The 16,187-nt window shown below is 67.0% G+C and carries 23 protein-coding genes and 2 tRNA genes; 12 read left to right on the top strand and 13 right to left on the bottom strand.

Features of this window, described 5'->3' with window-relative positions; all coding sequences use genetic code 11:
- The coding region (locus tag GWG54_RS18860; RefSeq protein ID WP_394352934.1) for an electron transfer flavoprotein subunit beta/FixA family protein at window positions 1-260 on the bottom strand (260 nt) is incomplete at its 3' end.
- A 186-nt stretch (window positions 261-446) separates the two neighbouring features.
- Here GWG54_RS18860 and GWG54_RS18865 point away from each other — a divergent pair.
- From GWG54_RS18865 to GWG54_RS18880, 4 genes are all read left to right on the top strand, one after another.
- Window positions 447-923 (top strand): TRAM domain-containing protein, encoded by a 477-nt coding sequence (locus GWG54_RS18865; RefSeq protein ID WP_167939208.1) that lies wholly within the window; start codon window positions 447-449, stop codon window positions 921-923.
- Between the two features lie 125 nt (window positions 924-1,048).
- The gene (locus tag GWG54_RS18870; RefSeq protein WP_167939209.1) at window positions 1,049-1,507 is read left to right on the top strand and encodes a Tfx family DNA-binding protein; all 459 of its coding nucleotides are present in this window, start codon (window positions 1,049-1,051) and stop codon (window positions 1,505-1,507) included.
- Window positions 1,508-1,558: 51 nt separating this feature from the next.
- Window positions 1,559-2,341, top strand: coding sequence for an SDR family oxidoreductase (locus GWG54_RS18875; RefSeq protein ID WP_167939210.1), 783 nt, complete (start codon window positions 1,559-1,561; stop codon window positions 2,339-2,341).
- Between the two features lie 127 nt (window positions 2,342-2,468).
- Window positions 2,469-3,185 (top strand): DUF2270 domain-containing protein, encoded by a 717-nt coding sequence (locus GWG54_RS18880; RefSeq protein ID WP_167939211.1) that lies wholly within the window; start codon window positions 2,469-2,471, stop codon window positions 3,183-3,185.
- A gap of 129 nt (window positions 3,186-3,314) precedes the next feature.
- On the opposite strand, the gene ddh is transcribed toward GWG54_RS18880, so the two are convergent.
- Window positions 3,315-4,244, bottom strand: coding sequence for a D-2-hydroxyacid dehydrogenase (gene ddh, locus GWG54_RS18885; protein WP_167939212.1), 930 nt, complete (start codon window positions 4,242-4,244; stop codon window positions 3,315-3,317).
- A 216-nt stretch (window positions 4,245-4,460) separates the two neighbouring features.
- Window positions 4,461-5,783 carry an NUDIX domain-containing protein gene (locus GWG54_RS18890; RefSeq protein WP_167939213.1) on the bottom strand — a complete coding sequence of 441 codons (1,323 nt, stop codon included), beginning with the start codon at window positions 5,781-5,783 and terminating at the stop codon, window positions 4,461-4,463.
- 112 nt (window positions 5,784-5,895) lie between these two features.
- Here GWG54_RS18890 and GWG54_RS18895 point away from each other — a divergent pair, with 112 nt between their 5' ends.
- Together GWG54_RS18895 and GWG54_RS18900 are read left to right on the top strand one after the other, a co-directional pair.
- Window positions 5,896-6,666, top strand: a complete 771-nt coding sequence (locus GWG54_RS18895) for a coenzyme F420-0:L-glutamate ligase (RefSeq protein ID WP_167939214.1) — start codon at window positions 5,896-5,898, stop codon at window positions 6,664-6,666.
- Window positions 6,663-7,670 (top strand): 5,10-methylenetetrahydromethanopterin reductase, encoded by a 1,008-nt coding sequence (locus GWG54_RS18900; RefSeq protein WP_167939215.1) that lies wholly within the window; start codon window positions 6,663-6,665, stop codon window positions 7,668-7,670. The genes GWG54_RS18895 and GWG54_RS18900 overlap by 4 nt, the downstream gene beginning before the upstream one ends.
- Before the next feature lie 18 nt (window positions 7,671-7,688).
- On the opposite strand, the gene GWG54_RS18905 is transcribed toward GWG54_RS18900, so the two are convergent.
- Complete coding sequence (locus GWG54_RS18905; RefSeq protein ID WP_008420698.1) at window positions 7,689-7,883, bottom strand: hypothetical protein; 195 nt, start codon at window positions 7,881-7,883, stop codon at window positions 7,689-7,691.
- Between the two features lie 89 nt (window positions 7,884-7,972).
- On the opposite strand from GWG54_RS18905, the gene GWG54_RS18910 reads away from it, so the two are divergent.
- The 3 genes from GWG54_RS18910 to yciH all read left to right on the top strand — a co-directional run bounded on the left by GWG54_RS18910 (window position 7,973) and on the right by yciH (window position 8,906).
- Window positions 7,973-8,188: a hypothetical protein gene (locus GWG54_RS18910; protein WP_167939216.1), complete on the top strand. Its 216-nt coding sequence runs from the start codon at window positions 7,973-7,975 to the stop codon at window positions 8,186-8,188.
- A gap of 65 nt (window positions 8,189-8,253) precedes the next feature.
- On the top strand, window positions 8,254-8,448 hold the full coding sequence (locus GWG54_RS18915) for a cold-shock protein (protein WP_167939217.1): 195 nt from the start codon (window positions 8,254-8,256) through the stop codon (window positions 8,446-8,448).
- Window positions 8,449-8,612: 164 nt separating this feature from the next.
- Complete coding sequence (gene yciH, locus GWG54_RS18920; RefSeq protein WP_005553381.1) at window positions 8,613-8,906, top strand: stress response translation initiation inhibitor YciH; 294 nt, start codon at window positions 8,613-8,615, stop codon at window positions 8,904-8,906.
- A gap of 144 nt (window positions 8,907-9,050) precedes the next feature.
- Here the strand turns inward: yciH and GWG54_RS18925 are convergent, their stop codons facing one another.
- The 8 genes from GWG54_RS18925 to GWG54_RS18960 form a co-directional block, all read right to left on the bottom strand.
- A complete protein-coding gene (locus GWG54_RS18925; protein WP_167939218.1) occupies window positions 9,051-9,422 on the bottom strand; it encodes a rhodanese-like domain-containing protein in 372 nt (123 codons plus the stop codon).
- A 134-nt stretch (window positions 9,423-9,556) separates the two neighbouring features.
- Window positions 9,557-10,123, bottom strand: a complete 567-nt coding sequence (locus GWG54_RS18930; RefSeq protein WP_167939219.1) for an NUDIX hydrolase — start codon at window positions 10,121-10,123, stop codon at window positions 9,557-9,559.
- A gap of 59 nt (window positions 10,124-10,182) precedes the next feature.
- Entirely contained in the window at window positions 10,183-10,599 is a 417-nt protein-coding gene (locus GWG54_RS18935) for a DUF5809 family protein (protein WP_167939220.1), read from the bottom strand.
- Window positions 10,600-10,624: 25 nt separating this feature from the next.
- Window positions 10,625-11,044: a DUF5810 domain-containing protein gene (locus GWG54_RS18940; RefSeq protein ID WP_167939221.1), complete on the bottom strand. Its 420-nt coding sequence runs from the start codon at window positions 11,042-11,044 to the stop codon at window positions 10,625-10,627.
- 46 nt (window positions 11,045-11,090) lie between these two features.
- A complete protein-coding gene (gene rimI / locus GWG54_RS18945) occupies window positions 11,091-11,564 on the bottom strand; it encodes a ribosomal protein S18-alanine N-acetyltransferase (protein ID WP_008420719.1) in 474 nt (157 codons plus the stop codon).
- 38 nt (window positions 11,565-11,602) lie between these two features.
- Window positions 11,603-11,920, bottom strand: a complete 318-nt coding sequence (locus tag GWG54_RS18950; protein WP_167939222.1) for a hypothetical protein — start codon at window positions 11,918-11,920, stop codon at window positions 11,603-11,605.
- Entirely contained in the window at window positions 11,920-13,374 is a 1,455-nt protein-coding gene (locus GWG54_RS18955) for a sodium-dependent transporter (protein WP_167939223.1), read from the bottom strand. Before GWG54_RS18955 ends, GWG54_RS18950 begins: the two co-directional genes overlap by 1 nt.
- A gap of 275 nt (window positions 13,375-13,649) precedes the next feature.
- Window positions 13,650-14,144, bottom strand: coding sequence for a ferritin-like domain-containing protein (locus GWG54_RS18960; RefSeq protein ID WP_167939224.1), 495 nt, complete (start codon window positions 14,142-14,144; stop codon window positions 13,650-13,652).
- A gap of 452 nt (window positions 14,145-14,596) precedes the next feature.
- On the opposite strand from GWG54_RS18960, the gene GWG54_RS18965 reads away from it, so the two are divergent.
- The 3 genes from GWG54_RS18965 (at window position 14,597) to GWG54_RS18975 (ending at window position 15,625) form a co-directional block, all read left to right on the top strand.
- Window positions 14,597-14,734 carry a hypothetical protein gene (locus GWG54_RS18965; RefSeq protein ID WP_167939225.1) on the top strand — a complete coding sequence of 46 codons (138 nt, stop codon included), beginning with the start codon at window positions 14,597-14,599 and terminating at the stop codon, window positions 14,732-14,734.
- Window positions 14,735-14,791: 57 nt separating this feature from the next.
- Complete coding sequence (locus tag GWG54_RS18970; RefSeq protein ID WP_167939226.1) at window positions 14,792-15,484, top strand: hypothetical protein; 693 nt, start codon at window positions 14,792-14,794, stop codon at window positions 15,482-15,484.
- 67 nt (window positions 15,485-15,551) lie between these two features.
- Window positions 15,552-15,625: transfer RNA gene (locus GWG54_RS18975), tRNA-Lys, on the top strand.
- A gap of 214 nt (window positions 15,626-15,839) precedes the next feature.
- Here the strand turns inward: GWG54_RS18975 and GWG54_RS18980 are convergent.
- Window positions 15,840-15,915, bottom strand: a tRNA-Cys gene (locus GWG54_RS18980).
- Between the last annotated feature and the right edge of the window lie 272 nt (window positions 15,916-16,187).

Here is a 16,187-nt window from a genome sequence, read left to right on the forward strand (position 1 = left end):
TCGTCCCAGACGCGGATCGCGCGGTCGGCGCCCTTGGCGAGGGCCTGCCGGATCGTCTGCTCGCAGTCCTCAGGGCCGATCGTCACCGTGACGACCTCGTCAGCGATACCCGCTTCCTGGAGCTGGACGGCCTCCTCGACGGCGTAGTCGTCCCACTCGTTGAGGTCGGCACCGAGGTACTGCTCGGCGATCGTCGTTCCCTCGATCTCGAACTCGTCTTCGACGGTCGAGACCTCCTTGACCGTTACGAGGATCTTCATCATTTATCGATCGCACGCCCCACCCGTAAACGTTTTCGAAACACCGTGTCAGGAAGTTCCAGTTGATTCGGCGTTCGTTCCAACACCGGGACGCGTCGCGCTCCGCGAGACGGATCCACCGACAGACGGGCCAACCGGGAGTCTCGAGACGGAAACGGTTTAACGACGCCGCCGGTAGTACGCCGTATGGCAGACTGTCCACTCGCTGACGACTGCCCGAGCTTCTCCGAGCGCATCTCGGGAATGGGCTGTCAACACTACGGCGATCGGGGTGGCAAGGAGTGGTGTAACCACTACAACCAGCCGATCGAGGACCTGAAGACCCAGCCCGTTAAACCCAGCGAGGAGGTCGTCGTCGACGTCGTCGACATGCACGAGAGCGGCGCCGGGGTCGGCCGAACCGAGGACGGATTCATCGTGATGGTCGACGGCGTCCTTCCGGAGGCCCGCGCCCGCGTCGAGATCACGCGGGTTCACAGCAACCACGCGCGCGCCGAAAAGCTCGAGCTGCTGCCGATGGACGACGAGGAGGACGCGGACGACGCTGAGGATGCGGACGAGTCCGACAACGACGCGGACGCGGCGTCGGATTCGGTCGACGAGGAAACCGCCAAACCGCACCGCGAGCGGCTCGGGAGCCGCGAGAACTTCTGGGGCTCGTAACGGCCCTCTCGAGTGGACAGCCGCTTTCGAAGCCGTCGGCGACCGTGGAAGCTTTCACCCCGCCGGCGGCTACTGTTTCGTATGTCGACGCGAGCCCCATCGATCCCCGCCGGAGGGGGATCGCCGTGATCGATGACGTCGCGGCCGTCCTCGAGGAGATCGGCTTCGACCCCGACGACAGCGTGTTAACCTACCGACAGGCCCAGGTGCTCGCGTTGCGCGAACGGGATGTCTCCCAGGCCGACATCGCCGACGCGCTGGGGACCTCCCGCGCGAACGTCTCCTCGATCGAGGCCAGCGCCCGAGAGAACGTCGCGAAGGCCAGGGAGACCGTCGCCTTCGCGGAGGCGCTCCGGTCCCCGGTCCGCGTACACGTCCCCGAAGGGACCGACCTGTACGACGTTCCACAGCTCGTCTACGAGGCCTGCGACGAGGCCGGCGTCAAGGTCGATCACACCGCCCCCGACCTGATGAAAGTCGTCAGCGACGCCGCGGGTACCGCGATCACGGGCCGGCAGGTCGCCGCGCCCCTGACCGTCAGCGTCAGCGCCGAGGGCGTCGTCCGGGTCCGCCACCAGGAGTAGACGGATGCCGGAGTCCGGAGGGCTTTGTACGGGGCGCCCGTCGGTCGCGGTATGGATCTCGAACTCGACGGAACGACCGCGCTGGTAACGGCGGCCTCGAGCGGCCTCGGGTTCGCGAGCGCCCGGGCGCTGGCCGAGGCGGGAGCGAACGTGACGATCTGCGGCCGCGACGCCGAACGGCTCGCGGACGCCCGTGAGAAGCTCGAGGATGCGTCGGGCGAGGTGCTGGCCCTCGAGGCCGACGTCACCGACCCCGATCACGTCTCGCGGCTCGTGAGCGAGACCGTCGAGACCTTCGGCGGCCTCGACCACCTCGTGACCTCCGCGGGCGGCCCCCCGAGCACGACCTTCCTCGAGACGAGCGAACAGGACTGGTACCAAGCCTACGACCTGCTGGTGATGAGCGTCGTCTGGACGATCGAGGAGGCCCACCCGCACCTGCTCGACTCTGAGCACGGGACGATCACCTGCATCACCTCCCGAACCGTCCGGGAGGTCGCCGACGGACTCCTGCTGTCGAACTCGGTGCGCCGGGGCGTGATCGGGCTGGTGAAGACGGTCTCGCGGGAGTTCGCCCCCGAGATCCGCGCCAACGCCGTCCTCCCGGGGACGATCGAGACGCCTCGCATCGAGGAACTCGTCGAAGCCCGGGTCGAGCGCGGCGACTACGACGACTACGAGTCGGGGCTGACCGAGATGGCCGGCGACATCCCGATGGACCGCATCGGCGACCCCGAGGAACTCGGCGAGGTCGTGGCCTTCCTCTCGAGTCCGCGAGCGAGCTTCGTCAACGGCGCCGAGGTGCCGATCGACGGCGGGCTGTTGCGAAGCTAGGGACGTCTCGAAACCGCCCTCCGTCGACGGTCGTCCCCGTAGAACAGTGAACGGGACGTATGACGGGAATCGTCCGCTACGCTGGGTGCCCAGAGCACGTTATCCCGATCGGAGCCGTACGATCGATATGGACGAGACGCCCGATCACCACGATACTCCAGACGAGGACGTTGCGGCCGAAGCCGGCGCCGACCCGGAGGAGTTCCTCTCGCTTCTCCCGCACTTTTACCGAGGTACCGTGACCGAGGCGACCAGCGCGCAGGATCGGCTCGACCGAACGACCGACTGGGCGATCACCCTGATCGCCGCCCTGTTTTCGGTCGTGTTCGCGAGTCAGGACATGCCGGCGTACCTCCTGCTGATCGGGCTGGTGCTACTGGGCATGTTTCTCTATTTCGAGGTCCGACGCTACCGGTTCTACGACGTGTGGCGGTCTCGAGTCCGGTTCGTACAGGAGAACATCTTCGCGAACGCCTTCGACCCCGCGAGCGTCGAACAGCATCCGGACTGGAGGGCAGAGATCGGCGACGACCTCCGCCAACCGACGTTCAAGGTCTCGTACCTCGAAGCGCTCTCCCGTCGGATCCGGCGGGTGTACGCGCTGCTTTTCGTCGTCGTCGGACTCGCCTGGATCGCGAAGATCACCCTCTTTACCCCCGAGGCGCAGTGGACCGAGGCGGCGGAGCTCCCCGGGATTCCAGGACCGGTCGTCGCAACGGCGCTGGCCGGGTTCTACCTCGCGGTCCTGCTGATCGCGTTCTGGCCGGGGAAACGCGAGGCGAAGGGCGAAATCCACGACGTCGAGCCCGGCCAGTGGAAGGACCCGGACGAGAAACGTCAGTAACCCGGACCGACCGCAGGCGTCGCGGAGAGCGCGGGGCCGTGCAGCGGCGTCTCGGCCGATTCCACCGTTCGACGAGTGCACGCTTCCAGCGAACGACGGGAAACCGGCCGTGCTCGAGTCCGTAACCGGTCAGACGACCCGGTTCGTCGCCGCCTCCCCGTCGGCGAACCGCTCGGCGTTCTCCCGGACGAGGTCGCCGACGGCCCGATAGTAGTCCTCGGTGAAAGCTGCGCAGTGGGGCGTGACGATCACCTCCTCGAGCCCCCACAGCGGCGACTCCTCCGGAAGCGGTTCGGTCTCGAAGACGTCGAGCGCCGCGCCCGCGAGGGCGTCCGCCTCGAGGGCGTCGATCAGGGCGTCCTCGTCGACGACCGGGCCGCGCCCGACGTTGACGAAGTAGGCGTCGTCGCGCATCGCCGCAAAGACGTCGGCGTCGAACAGGTGGCGGGTGTCCTCGGTCAGCGGGAGCGTCACGATCACGAAGTCGGCGTCGGCGACGGCCTCGTTGAGGTCCTCGCTCGCGTAGACCGCCTCGAACCCCTCGACGGGGTCGCCCGAGCGGCGAACGCCCGTGATCCGAACGCCCAGCGAACCCAGCACCTCGGCGACGCCGCTGCCGAGTGTCCCCGTGCCGACGACGCAGGCGGTCGTCCCCGGCAGCGTGAAGCCGTCGTCCCACTCGGGTTGCTCCCACTGCCGATCCTGCTGGTTCGCGACGTGTCGGTGGAGCCGTCTGGCGAACGCGAGCAGGTAGCCCGCGACGGTCTCGCCGACCCACCGGTCGTGGATTCCGGTGCTGTTGGTCAGCAGGACGCCGCGCTCCTCGAACTCGTCGAACGGGAACCGGTCGACGCCGGCCTGGATCGAGTGGACCCACTCCAGTTCGAGGAAGGCGTCGCGGTGCTCGAGCGTGACGACGGCGTCGCAGGAGTCGATCCCGTCGTCGCCGACGACGGCGACGTCGACGAACAGGTCCGAGAGGTAGTCCGCGAGTTCCGACGGCGGAAACACCGCTTCGACCGATTCGTGTACGCCCAACCGTTCGATGTCGGGTTGCATGGCCGACCGGTACGAACGACTCGAGGATCAAGCTTTGCACGAAGATGGGCGGCTCGGGGAAAATTCCTCGTCACACGGGGCTCGGAGGGGGTAACTCTTCGTCACGGCCGCCACGATCGGGACTACGCCGGTCGCACGCAAAAACCCCACGCAACGGACCGATCGAGCGGACTTGACGCCATCCGAGATCCCAGCTAACCTCGACTCCTCCTCACGCTACGACCGCCAGTCTTCGAGTTCGCGCAGCTCCGCGACGACGTCCTCGAGCCCTTCGGGGTCGAGTCGTCCGCGCTCGGTTGCGACCTCGGTTACGCAGTCGGCTGGCGTCACGTCGAAGGTCGGGTTCGCCACGTCGAGGTCGGCGTCGCCGTCGTACACGGCCGAGCGGTCGCCGGACTCGAGGTTCAGCTCCTCGCGGGTCGAGAGCTTGTCCGCGGCCGCGACGACCGTCACCGGGACGTCCTCCCGCGCGGCGGCGATCGAAAGCGCCCGGGTACCCGTCTTGTTGACGACGGCGCCGTCGGCCCGGATCGCGTCGGCGCCGACGAGGACCCGGTCGACGTCCTCGGTCGCGAGCAGGTGAGCCGCGGCCGCGTCGGTGTGGAGCGTGACGGGGACGTCCCCGGCGAGCGTCTCGGCGACGGCGACGCCCTCCCGGGCGGGGCGGGATTCGGCGACGAACACCCGCGAGGGGGCGCCCGACCTGATCGCCTCGAGGACGGTGCCCGATCGGGACAGCGTCATAACGGACCCCTCGAGGACGTCGGCCGCGGTCGCCGCGGCTTCGGCATCGGCCTCGAGGGCATGGTCGACGCCCGCCAGCGCCGCGTCCAGGACCTCGGGAGCGCCGGCTCGGTCCGCGTCGGCCGCGGCCTCGGCGTCGGCCATCGTTCGGTTCACGCGGTTCCGGAGGACGGCCATCGACGGGCGGGCCTCGAGCAGCCGACGGGCCAGTTCGGCGAGTTCGTCCCACTCCTCGTCGGCCGCGGCGTCCTCGCCGGCCTTCGCCCGCTCGGCGACGAGCAGCCCGGCGCGGTCGCGAACGACCTCGAGCGCCCGGACCGACAGGGCGGCCGCGCCGCGTTCGTCGTCGGCCGCGATCGATCGCACCGTCGGTGCGACCCGTTCGTAGGCCGTCCAGAGCTTCGGGACCGTCTCGTAGGCTGAATCGGGGACGGCGATATCGGTCGGGGAAACCCACTCGAAGGCGTCGTGTTCCTCGCTCAGTTCGACCTCGCGGTCCTCGCAGTCGAAGAGGTAGGGGTGGACGACCCACTCCCGATCGAGGTCCGCGTCGGCGAACTCGACGGGCCGACCCGAACGGACGAGCGAAACCGCGCCCTCGAGCCCCGTCTCCTCGCGGATCTCCGCGCGGACCTGTTCGTCGGGGTCGCCCTCCGCGAACCCGGAGACGGCGCCCCACCGGCCCGCGTAGGTGCCGACGGCGTCGCTACGGCGTAACAGGAGCACGTCGCCGTCGTTGCGGAGGAAGGCGGTGACGACGTGGGATCGGTCGCGGTCGTCGGTAGTCGCGGTCATGCTCGGACGGACGGCCGGCGCCCTGGAGTCGCTTTCGGAGCGTTGCGCTCGAGGGGGCGGTCGAAAGCTCCGGTGACGGTGCGCTTTTGGCGGCGCTCGCCCACCCTCCGGTATGGAACTGACAGCGGTCTCGGACCTGCCCGAGGTCCGCCCCGGCGACGACCTCGCCGAACTCGTCGCCGATCGGGCCGCCCTCGAGCCCGGGGACGTACTCACCGTCGCGAGCACGGTCGTCTCGAAGGCCGAGGGACGGACGGCGGACCTCGAGGAGTTTCCAGTCAGCGGCCGCGCGACGGAACTCGCCGAGCGAATCGGGTCGGTCGCGGGCGAGCAGAAAGATCCCCGGTTCGCCCAGGCGGTCCTCGAGGAGAGCACCGAACTCCTGATCGAGTGTCCGTTCATGCTGACCGAGACGCGGTTCGGCCATATCTGCGTCAACGCGGGGATCGATCGTTCGAACGTCCCGGACCACGATATCCTCTTGCTCCCGCGCAAACCGACGGAAAGCGCCGAGCGTATCCGGGCGGGGCTCGCGGAGCGGGGCCACGAGGACGTCGCCGTGATCGTCACCGACACCTGCGGGCGCCCGTTCCGTCACGGCCAGCGCGGCGTCGCGCTCGGCTGGGCGGGGCTGCCCGCGAGCCGTGACTGGCGCGGCGAGCCCGACCGCGACGGCCGCGAACTGGGCGTCACCGTCCAGTCGGTGGTCGACGAGCTGGCAAGCGCCGCGAACCTCGTCACCGGAGAGGGCGCGGACGGCACCCCCGCCGTCGTCGTTCGCGACTGGGCGTTCGGCGACCTCGAGGGGAGCGACGAGCTGTTTCGAGACGTCGAGGACGACCTGGTTCGCCAGGCCCTGCGGGAGTGGGAATTCGAACCATGACTGATCACGAGACATCGACGGAGGAGACGACGCGAGGCATCGAACTCACGCCGGAGCACGCGCCCGAACGGATGGGCGAACTCGCCGCGACGGCCGAACGCGAGGGGTTCGACGTCGCGTTCGCGAGCAGCCACTACTTCAACCGCGATCCGTTCGTCGCGCTCACGAAGATGGCCGAGGCGACCGAAACGATGCGGCTGGGGCCGGGGATCGTCAACCCCTACGACACCCACCCGGTGCGGCTCGCGAGCCAGGCCGCGACGATCGACGAGGTCAGCGACGGTCGCGGCGTCTTCGGGATCGGCGCGGGCGATCGATCCGCGCTCTCGAACCTGGGCTACGATCACGAGCGACCGCTGCGGCGCGTCCTCGAATCGTTCGACGTCGCTCGCGACCTCTGGGCCGGCGAGACGATCACCCACGAGGGAACGTTCATCGCGCGGGACGCCTCGCTCAACCTCGAACCCCGTGAGCTTCCCGTCTATGTCGGCGCGCAGGGGCCCCACATGCTCCGAATGAGCGCGAAACACGCCGACGGCGTGTTGATCAACGCGGCCCACCCCGCCGATCTCGAGTGGGCAGCCGAACGGATCGAGGAGGGGCTCGCGGAGCGCCCTGAAACGTACGGGAGCTTCGAGTCGCTCGCGTTCGCCAGCACCAGCGTCGCGGCCGACGAGGACGCGGCCCGCGAGGCGGCCCGTCCCCCCGTGGCCTTCATCGTCGGCGGTGCGGCCGACCCCGTCCTCGAGCGCCACGACGTCGATCGCGAGGCGGCGAGCGAGATCAGTAACGCGGTCGAGAACGGCGACCTGGGCGAGGCGTTCGAGCGCGTGACCCCGCGGATGATCGATCGGTTCTGTATCGCCGGGACGACCGACACGGTCGCCGACCGCTTCGCGGCCGCCCTCGAGCACGTCGACGGGATCGTCGTCGGCTCGCCGCTGGGACCGGAACTCGAGGACGCGATCGAACGGGCGAGCGCGGCGCTCGCGGACGCGACGTAGTCAGAAAAGCGGTCGCGGTTAGTTCGGGGTGAAGAGGCTGCCGACGGCGCCGACCGTCAGCGCGCCGAAGACGCCCAGCGAGAAGACGATCAGCAGCGTTCCCGCGAGCACGAGCAGGGGGGCGAGCCCCTCGCCCATCGCGACGTCGGTGAACAGTGTAGTCATCTCTCGAACGTTGTCCACGATAACGTTCATCACTACGGCGGAATCCATGGGCGGGTGTTATCGGGGGTGGTACTTGGCGGTGCCGATCCCGCCGACCGACGAGCGGACTTAACTCGCCCCCGAACGTACGTCCGGGCATGTCCGACGATGCGACGCTGTCTGCCTTCGGCGAACCGACTGACGCCGACGGCGGAGAGGCCGGCGAGTCCGAGCCGGATCGCGCCCGCGACGCGGGAACCGACCTGTCGACCTACGCCTGGGGATCGTACGCCTGTCGGCGCTGCGGGAACGAGGTCGAACGCGTCTGGCGGGACGACGGCGACCTGGTCTGTTCGGACTGTAAGTCCTGGTGAGCGACCGAAAGACGGCGGCATGCCCCCGAACATTTATGTTTCTGTCGCGGCTCTATGAACCTGCAATGGCGAAAGGTACGGTCGCATTCTTCAACGACACTGGCGGTTACGGCTTCATCGAAACCGAGGACGCGGACGAGGACGTGTTCTTCCACATGGAGGACGTCGGCGGCCCCGATCTGGAGGAGGGCCAGGAGGTCGAGTTCGAGATCGTGGAAGCCGAGAAGGGCCCGCGGGCGAACGACGTCGAACGGCTCTGAGGCGCCACGAGGGAGGTATCGTTCTCTGATCGTAACGTCTCGAGTGGCGACGCCAGCGCGGGAGCGACCGCCGTCTCTCGGCGCTACCCGTAATAAAAAGGATCGCGGGGCGGGACGCAGGTCCCGATAGTGTTTAATATGCCCATTCCGTACTTTTGGTCGTAATGTCGGAAGTCTGCTCGACGTGCGGGCTGCCCGAAGAGCTCTGCGTCTGCGAGGACGTAGCCAAGGGACAACAGCAACTCAACATCCGCATTGACGAGCGCAGATACGGGAAAGAGGTAACGATCGTCGAAGGATTCGATCCGAAGGACGTCGACCTGGACAGTCTCTCGTCGGATCTCAAGTCCAAGTTCGCCTGCGGCGGCACCGTCGAGGACGGGCAGATCGAGCTCCAGGGGAACCACACCGGTCGCATCGAGGATTTCCTTCGGGACCGCGGCTTCAACGTCGCCTAACTCAGCCCGCGATGCTCTGAGACGACTTCCGAACCCGCGACCGTCTCGCGCACCGACTCGCTACCACCGTTTTTTGGAAGCCGACAGCCCTCGAGCGGTGAGTTCGTCTCGAGCCCGCAGACGGAACGCGTCGAGTGCCCGCGCTCAGAACGGCGACTCCGTCGACTCGGCGTCGGCCGCGGACTCGTCGTCCTCGCCGCGAACGAGGCCGTACTTCATGCCGTACTCCTCGAGCCCGCCGGCCATGCTCTCGACGCGCGCGTCGGCGGTGCCCTCGTAGGAGCCGATGAGCTGGGCGGCCTGGACGCTCGCTTTTCCGTGCGGGCAGACGGTGACGATGCGATCGGCGCCCTCGAGTTCGTTGATGCGGGCGGTGAGTTCCCGAAACGGGAGGTTCTCGCTGCCCGGAATCTGGCTGTGAGCGAAGCTTCGCTCGTCGCGGATGTCGACGATGCGGACGTCGGCGTCGGTCTCTACCAGCTCCTGTACCTCCTCCGTCGAGATTTCGCCGTCCATTGCTCCGGGATTAGGACGCGTCGCGAATAAGCGCCACGGGTCACGTCGGCGGAGTCCACGACAGTCGGCGACGCCGACTCCCGGCGTGCCCGGCTGGCGAGTCCCGGACGTGTCGGTACCGACTGCGATCCGTCTCAGAGCAGGCCCTCTTCTTTCGCGAGCAACAGCGCCGTCAGGGTCGAATCGTTGGCGGGCTGCTCGCGGGCGCGCTCCAGGGCCTCAGCGACCGGAACCGTCCGCACCTCGAGGAACTCGTTGCTGTCGAGCTCCCGCTCGCCGGGCTCCAGTCCCTCGGCGTAGACGACCCCGCGGTCGTGGCGCAACACGCCCGTCGCGACGGCGTACTCCTGCAGGAGCGCGGTACTCGAGGGGCGAAATCCGGTCTCTTCCTCGAGCTCGCGGGCGGCCGCTGTCGTGTACGACTCGCCGTCCTCGACGATCCCCGCGGGAAGCTCGAGGTGAATCTCCCGGATCGTCGGGCGGTACTGTTCGACGAACAGCAGGCGATCCCCGTCCCCGTCGGCCTCGAGGACGTCGGCGTCGACCCGGGCGACCACGACGACCGCGGGCGGGAGGTCGGCCCAGTAGTACCGCTTCTCGGAGCCGTCGGGCTGTCGAAGTCGGTCGTAGCCGCCCTCGTACCAGGGGGTGTCGTACTCGGTCACTTCCGTTACGAGCTCCCAGTCGTCGATATCGGTCATGGAAAACGGCTGCGTGCTCGAGGGGCGAATAGCTGTCGTCTCCGCGAACGAGGACGCCGTCAGTCCTCGAAGATCTCGCGGTAGAGTCGCCCGAACGCCTGGCGGCGCAGCGTCGCGACCGCGGCCTCCTCCTCGTCCTGGAACGTCGCCGCGACGGCCTCGCCGGCCGGGCCGGCGTGCCAGACGACGCGGTCGACCTGCTCGTGGCCGACCTCGGTCACCTCGCCGTCGTAGCGCTCGCGCCACTCCTCGTACTCCTCGCGGGAGCCGACCCGCACCTCGAGTAAGCTCGCGAACAGCGCGTCGCGGGCGGTTGCGACGACGTCGCCGTCGACGCGCTCGTCGTACTCCTCGCGGTCGAACGCCATCGCCTTCGCGACCTCGCGGACGACCGTCTGTGCCGCCGGGCCGACCGACTCGTAGCGCTCGCGTGCTTCCGCGGCCGACTCGAACGTGAACGTTCCCGTCGTCTCCATACGAGGATCCTCGCGGGTCCGGCAGTTACGCGTTTTCGTTTTCGTTCTCGGTCCCGGATTCGGCCTCGCCGTCGGCAGCGTCGTCGGTTCCGTCGGCCATCTGCTCGGTCAGCTTTCGGGCCTCCCGGAGCACCTGCTCGGCCTCGGCCGTCATCGAACCGCGGCCCGGTTGGCGGCTCTGGTGGGCGACACCGCCCTCGAGTCCGCCCGGTCGGCCGTGATCGGCGTGATCGTGGTCGTCGAAATCGGGCGTCTCGACGATCTCTGCGTGCTCGCTGACGATCGCGCCGAGCTCCTCGGGGCTACAGTCGGCCCACTCCGGGGCGTGATCCTCGAGCCAGGCCTCGTGTTCCGGACGACCGAGCGAGGCGGTGATCGCGAGGTGGTTCGCGAGGTGTTCCGCGTCCGCCTCCTCGGCGTCACAGACCGGACAGCGATATCCCATACTCGTGGGGTACGGTCCTCGGTCCTAAAACGTCCCCGAACGGGGGTCACTCGAGCTTTCGGACCATCACGATCGCGTCCTCGTCGCCGTAGTAGTCCGGCACCCGCCGAAGCGGTTCGAACCCGAACTGCCGGTAGAGTCGCTTGGCCGCGTCGTTCGACTCCCGAACCTCGAGTTTGACGGAGTCGGCGCCGTGGGAGACCAACACGGCGACCGCCCGCGACAGCAACGCCGAGCCGACGCCGTTTCCCCGATCGTCGGGGAGGACGGCGATGTCCTTGACGTGGCCGCGGTTGCGGCCGTACTGGCGGATCACGTTGGCGACGACGTACCCCGCGACCGCACCCGTCGGACCGACGGCGACCAGAAAGCCGGGCTCGTCGAGAAAGCGTTCGAACGCGTCGTAGGGCCAGGGCTGGGAAAACGACGCCTGCTCGATGCGGACGACCGCGAGCAGGTCCGCGCGCTCGGCGGGACGGATCGAAATCTCGTCGTCTGCGGACGGGACCGACGTCGTCACACTCGGTCTACCGCCTCGAACGATAAAAGAGCTACCGCTCAGATCCGCTCGAGGCGCTCGACTTCCTCGTCCGACCAGTCGTAGAACCGACGGTCGGTTCCCTCGAGCGTCTCGACGCACTCGTTGTGTCGCCGTCGCGCATCGTCGACGAGAGGGTCGTCGTGATTGTTCTGGATCCACTCGCGCAGCTCCGCGAGCGCCGTCGGCGAGTAGGTGTCGATCCGATCCTGGCCCTCGAGGAGCTCGACCTTCCGACTCTCCTGGCGCATCGTCCGCACGAGCGCCCAGGACGCCACGCCCCAGAACGCGGCCAGTGTGCACGCGAGCATCCCGAGGATATCGGCGGTTAACACCATCAGTCGTCACCCCCGGTCACGTCAGTCGTCCCCGGGTCGCCGCCGCGCCCCTCGAGGACCGACATCACCCCGTAGCCGACGATCGGGAGCAGGACGATGACGAGCATGCCGCCGATCATCTCTGCCGACCCGAAATCCTCCCAGGCGTAGTAGGCCATGATGAATATCATGACTGACGGAATGACGTACTTGATCACGGGATCCCACCACTTCCCGACGTGCACGCCGGCGTTGCGGTTGACCGCGAGTAATCGAAGGCGCTCCGGACCGAGGACCCACCCGATAACGCCGATAATGGCGAGCGTCGCGAGAGGAAGTCCCCAGTTACCGAAGACGAAGTCGAGGTAATCGAGGATATCGGGCGAGTAGGCGCTGGGAATCCCGAGCAGCCAGATCACTCCGCAGACTCCGAGTACCGTCTGGGTTCGGCTCAGGCCGGTCTCCTCGGACAGCGTCGTGACGCTCACTTCGGTGATGACGACCCCGGAGGTGAACGTCGCCAGGAAGAAGCCGAGGAAAAACAGGATCGCGACGAACCCGCCCAGAGGGATCTCGGGGAAGACCTGTACGAGCGAGACGAACGCGAGTCCGGCCCCCGCGTCGGGTTCGACGCCGACCGCGAAGACGACGGGAAAGATCGCCAGCGCCGCCAGGATCGCGATGCTCGACTCGCCGATGGCGGTGAAAACCCCGCCGCCGAGGGGGACGTCGTCGTACTCCCGCAGGTAGCTCCCGACGGTCAGTCCGATCCCCCAGCCGAGTCCGGTCGAGAACAGCGCCTGGCCGAGCGCGGCGATCCACGTCGATCCCTGGAGCAGGAACTCCCACTGAACGTCGAACGCGAACGCGATACCCTCGCTCGCGCCGGGCAGGGTGAGCCCGCGGACGGTCATGATCGCGAGCGCGATCACGAGCGCGGGGACGGCGTAGACGACGAGGCGCTCGACGCCCCGGCGAATCCCGAGCAGGAGCACCCCCGCGACCGACGCCATCACGACGGTATGGAGCCCGATCATCAACGCCGGGTTCGCGAAGAACGAGTCGAGAAACGACTGGGCTTCGAACCCGGATGCGGTGAACGTAAACAGCAGCGAGTGGACCGCGTAGTACAGCGTCCAGCCGATCAGCGGGGAGTAGTACGACATCAACGCGACGTTGACCAGCAACACGATCACGCCCAGTCCGACCAGTCCGCCGCGGCCGAGAACGTCGCGGAACGCGCCGATGACGCCCTTTTTCGTGTACCGACCGAGTGCGACCTCGGCCATCAGTCCGGGAACCGCGAGGACGAACAGCAGGGTGAGAAACGCGAGGACGAACGCGCCACCCCCGTTGTTTCCCATCACGTACGGGAACCGCCAGATGTTCCCGGCGCCGACCATAGCGCCGATCATCGCCATCAGGAACCCGAATCTCGTTCCCCACTCCGCTCGAGCCGTCTTGGCGTCTGCCATCCTTGTATCCCTCCGAACGGGACTACCTCGAGCACGACCATATGTGTTGTGTGCCATCATAGAGCATGCAGACGAGACGGCCAACCCGAGAGAACGCTCTCGCGTGCAGAGAACAGGCGGTCGCAAGCCCGCTCGGCCGGTAAAAGGTCCGATCGAAGCGAGTCGAGGCTACTCCTCGTCGTCCTCGTCGATCGACGTCTCGGGCTCCTCGTCTTCGGTTCCGCCGTACTGGGTCTCCTCGTCGGTTTCGTCGCTCGTATCGTCTGTCATGATCGTTACTCTGCGGGCATGGCGTCCATCTCGAACGACTCGGTCAGCTCCGTCAGTTCGTCGAGCGCCTCCTGTTCCTCCCGCAGGTTCTCCTCGAGGAGGTCGGCGGCTTCGTCCATTCCGAGCTGATCCGCGAGCGGAATGAGGTTGCCGTAGGCCGCGATCTCGTAGTGTTCGGTCTTCTCCGCGGCGGCCATGCTGTGGTAATCGAGCACCTCCTGGGAGGGATCCTCGTCGACGAACTCCTCGTACTCCTGGATCAGCCCCTTGATCCCCTCGCACTCCTCTTTCTCCGGCGGCTCGCCGAAGATGTCGAACACCTCCTCGAGACGGTCGATGTGCTCCTCCGTCTCCGATCGGTGCTCGGCAAACGCCGACGAAATCTCCTCCCGTTCGGTGTTCTCCTCGAGGTTCTCGAGTGCGTCGAGCAACTCGTGCTCGGCGTGATAGATATCCTCGAGACCGTGCTCGAACAGCTTCTGTATCGTATCTACAGTCATCGTACCAGAAACGACTCCGCCGGTTAGACGAAAAAGCCGACTCCCTGCGAGGGCAGGCGACGAGCCGTCCGTCGCTGGCTCGCACGGATCAGAGCTGCTAACCGCGGCGCCGTCGCTCCGACCGTCCGAGGCGAGCGAACCGAATCGGTCACGTCTCCCGCCGGCTTACCGGCCTCATTTGCCCCCTCTTTCGGTCGCGCCTCCTTCCGAGAGGCGGTTCGAACGGAACCCGCTCGAGGGACCCTGTAACACGACGGCTCGGTCGGTAGGGCCGATCAACCGTCGGTTCCGGTTCGGCTGCCCGACCGATCGGGACCACTCGAGGGTACGCTCGGACGGTTATCAGCTACCAGCCGATCCGAGATACCGGCACCATTCTCCGAGAGGGGTGAGCACGGGTATCCTTTGCGGCTGAAGCGGTACTTATCTCTCCGGCTACCGAATACGGATCCATGCCAAACGTCCCGGATTGCAAGCCGGAACCGACCGAAAAGGACGACGATTTGGACGATTCGCACCTCGACGATATCGAGGAAGGAGCGGGCTGCACCGAAATCTGGGAACATCTCGCCGAAAAGCGAAACGAATGAGAGGATCCGCCCGACGGAACCTCGCTCTTTTTGGCTCTACCGCCCCTCAGTTGTGTTATGACTAACGATCGCACGAGGGACCGCTCTCGAGGCGACAGGGACGGGGACCCGATCCCGACGGATCGGGAATCTCCAGTGGGATCGCCGGTTATTCGGGGTGACGAATCGGTCGCTGGACCTCACGCTCGCGAGGCTGTCCAGTTCGATCCCGACGATCCGGCCCGCCTCGCCGACGCCGCGGACACCGTCCGCCAGTTCGCGAGCGGCGACACCAACGACGACCACCTGTACATGCTTCGCGGCGCCGCCGCCTGTGCGGCGCTCGTTCGCGGCGAAGGATCCTACAAGGCCGCGGCCGAACGCGCCGGCGGGACCGCGACCGTTTCGTTCATCCGCAAGTGGGCCCGCGTCCACGACCTTCCGCGGTCGGTTCGGAAACAGGTTGCGCTCGGCCGTATCGCGCCGACGGCCGCCAAGCACATCGCCCGGGTCGGCGGCGAGGCACGCCTCCTCCTCGCCTGGGCGACACTCGACGGCAGCCTCACCGTCCGGGAGGTCCGCAGCGTCGCCAGTGCCGTCAACGACGGCGTCCCGATCGCTCAGGCGCTCGAGAAGTACGACGTCGAACTCGGCCGTATCGAACTCGTGCTCCCACCCGAAACCTACCGCGATCTGCGCCGTAACGCATCGATCGACGACGTCGAACCCGGCGAACTCGTCGCGGCCGCGCTCGAGGAATACCTCACCTGAGGAGTGCGCGCTGGCACGGCTCGAGAGAGAAACGTTTAACCGGTACTCCCCAAAAGTAGGAACCGAAGGGCCGGTAGCTCAGTCTGGCAGAGCGTCTGGCTTTTAACCAGACGGTCGCGTGTTCAAATCGCGCCCGGCCCGCTTCTGCGAGGAACAACACGTGACGAGCAGAGCGGCAACCGTGATTTGAACGCAGGGAGGTCGCGCGCAACCGAGTGAGCACGTCCGACCGTGGGTTCAAATCGCGCCCGGCCCGCTTTCCTGTCGTTCACGAATTCATGAGCGATAGGTAAGGATTTGAACGCAGGATAGAAGGATGGGAACCCAGACCCATCTCAAGCAGTAACGCGTAAGAAGCCAAGGGCCGGATTTGAACCGGCGGTGGGCGGCTCTGCAGGCCGCTGCGTTCGGCCGGACTCTGCCACCTTGGCGCGGTTCTCAGTTATCACTGCGATCGTTTAAATATAGCGGTACGAGCCGACACAGGTTCGACTGCTATTCGAGTCCACGTCTCGAGCTGTTACCATGGGACGAGTAGATGCTTAATCGTCAATTCTTCACGACTACACCTTGAACGTTTTCAGTAAATACGGAAAGCCCACACAGCGGGTGCTGTGCGGGCTGAATCTGAGTATGAGTGGTGGGCGGCGAATCGGTGTTTCCAGAGGGTCTCCCACTCCAGTACTTGCCGAAACGCAGGCGA

This window comes from Natronococcus sp. JC468 (assembly GCF_012163165.1).
In the GTDB taxonomy this organism is placed as follows: Archaea; Halobacteriota; Halobacteria; order Halobacteriales; family Natrialbaceae; genus Natronococcus; species Natronococcus jeotgali.

What these genes read in the sequence shown, in the direction of transcription:
- GWG54_RS18905 (WP_008420698.1), bottom strand. Translation starts at nt 7,883, where the DNA reads ATGGATTCCGCCGTAGTGATGAACGTTATCGTGGACAACGTTCGAGAG.
- GWG54_RS18965 (WP_167939225.1), top strand. Translation starts at nt 14,597, where the DNA reads ATGCCAAACGTCCCGGATTGCAAGCCGGAACCGACCGAAAAGGACGAC.
- GWG54_RS18925 (WP_167939218.1), bottom strand. Translation starts at nt 9,422, where the DNA reads ATGGACGGCGAAATCTCGACGGAGGAGGTACAGGAGCTGGTAGAGACC.
- GWG54_RS18890 (WP_167939213.1), bottom strand. Translation starts at nt 5,783, where the DNA reads ATGACCGCGACTACCGACGACCGCGACCGATCCCACGTCGTCACCGCC.
- GWG54_RS18960 (WP_167939224.1), bottom strand. Translation starts at nt 14,144, where the DNA reads ATGACTGTAGATACGATACAGAAGCTGTTCGAGCACGGTCTCGAGGAT.
- GWG54_RS18935 (WP_167939220.1), bottom strand. Translation starts at nt 10,599, where the DNA reads ATGGAGACGACGGGAACGTTCACGTTCGAGTCGGCCGCGGAAGCACGC.
- GWG54_RS18955 (WP_167939223.1), bottom strand. Translation starts at nt 13,374, where the DNA reads ATGGCAGACGCCAAGACGGCTCGAGCGGAGTGGGGAACGAGATTCGGG.
- GWG54_RS18900 (WP_167939215.1), top strand. Translation starts at nt 6,663, where the DNA reads ATGACTGATCACGAGACATCGACGGAGGAGACGACGCGAGGCATCGAA.
- GWG54_RS18915 (WP_167939217.1), top strand. Translation starts at nt 8,254, where the DNA reads ATGGCGAAAGGTACGGTCGCATTCTTCAACGACACTGGCGGTTACGGC.
- GWG54_RS18865 (WP_167939208.1), top strand. Translation starts at nt 447, where the DNA reads ATGGCAGACTGTCCACTCGCTGACGACTGCCCGAGCTTCTCCGAGCGC.
- GWG54_RS18940 (WP_167939221.1), bottom strand. Translation starts at nt 11,044, where the DNA reads ATGGGATATCGCTGTCCGGTCTGTGACGCCGAGGAGGCGGACGCGGAA.
- GWG54_RS18950 (WP_167939222.1), bottom strand. Translation starts at nt 11,920, where the DNA reads ATGGTGTTAACCGCCGATATCCTCGGGATGCTCGCGTGCACACTGGCC.
- GWG54_RS18880 (WP_167939211.1), top strand. Translation starts at nt 2,469, where the DNA reads ATGGACGAGACGCCCGATCACCACGATACTCCAGACGAGGACGTTGCG.
- ddh (WP_167939212.1), bottom strand. Translation starts at nt 4,244, where the DNA reads ATGCAACCCGACATCGAACGGTTGGGCGTACACGAATCGGTCGAAGCG.
- GWG54_RS18970 (WP_167939226.1), top strand. Translation starts at nt 14,792, where the DNA reads ATGACTAACGATCGCACGAGGGACCGCTCTCGAGGCGACAGGGACGGG.
- GWG54_RS18895 (WP_167939214.1), top strand. Translation starts at nt 5,896, where the DNA reads ATGGAACTGACAGCGGTCTCGGACCTGCCCGAGGTCCGCCCCGGCGAC.
- GWG54_RS18875 (WP_167939210.1), top strand. Translation starts at nt 1,559, where the DNA reads ATGGATCTCGAACTCGACGGAACGACCGCGCTGGTAACGGCGGCCTCG.
- yciH (WP_005553381.1), top strand. Translation starts at nt 8,613, where the DNA reads ATGTCGGAAGTCTGCTCGACGTGCGGGCTGCCCGAAGAGCTCTGCGTC.
- GWG54_RS18930 (WP_167939219.1), bottom strand. Translation starts at nt 10,123, where the DNA reads ATGACCGATATCGACGACTGGGAGCTCGTAACGGAAGTGACCGAGTAC.
- GWG54_RS18910 (WP_167939216.1), top strand. Translation starts at nt 7,973, where the DNA reads ATGTCCGACGATGCGACGCTGTCTGCCTTCGGCGAACCGACTGACGCC.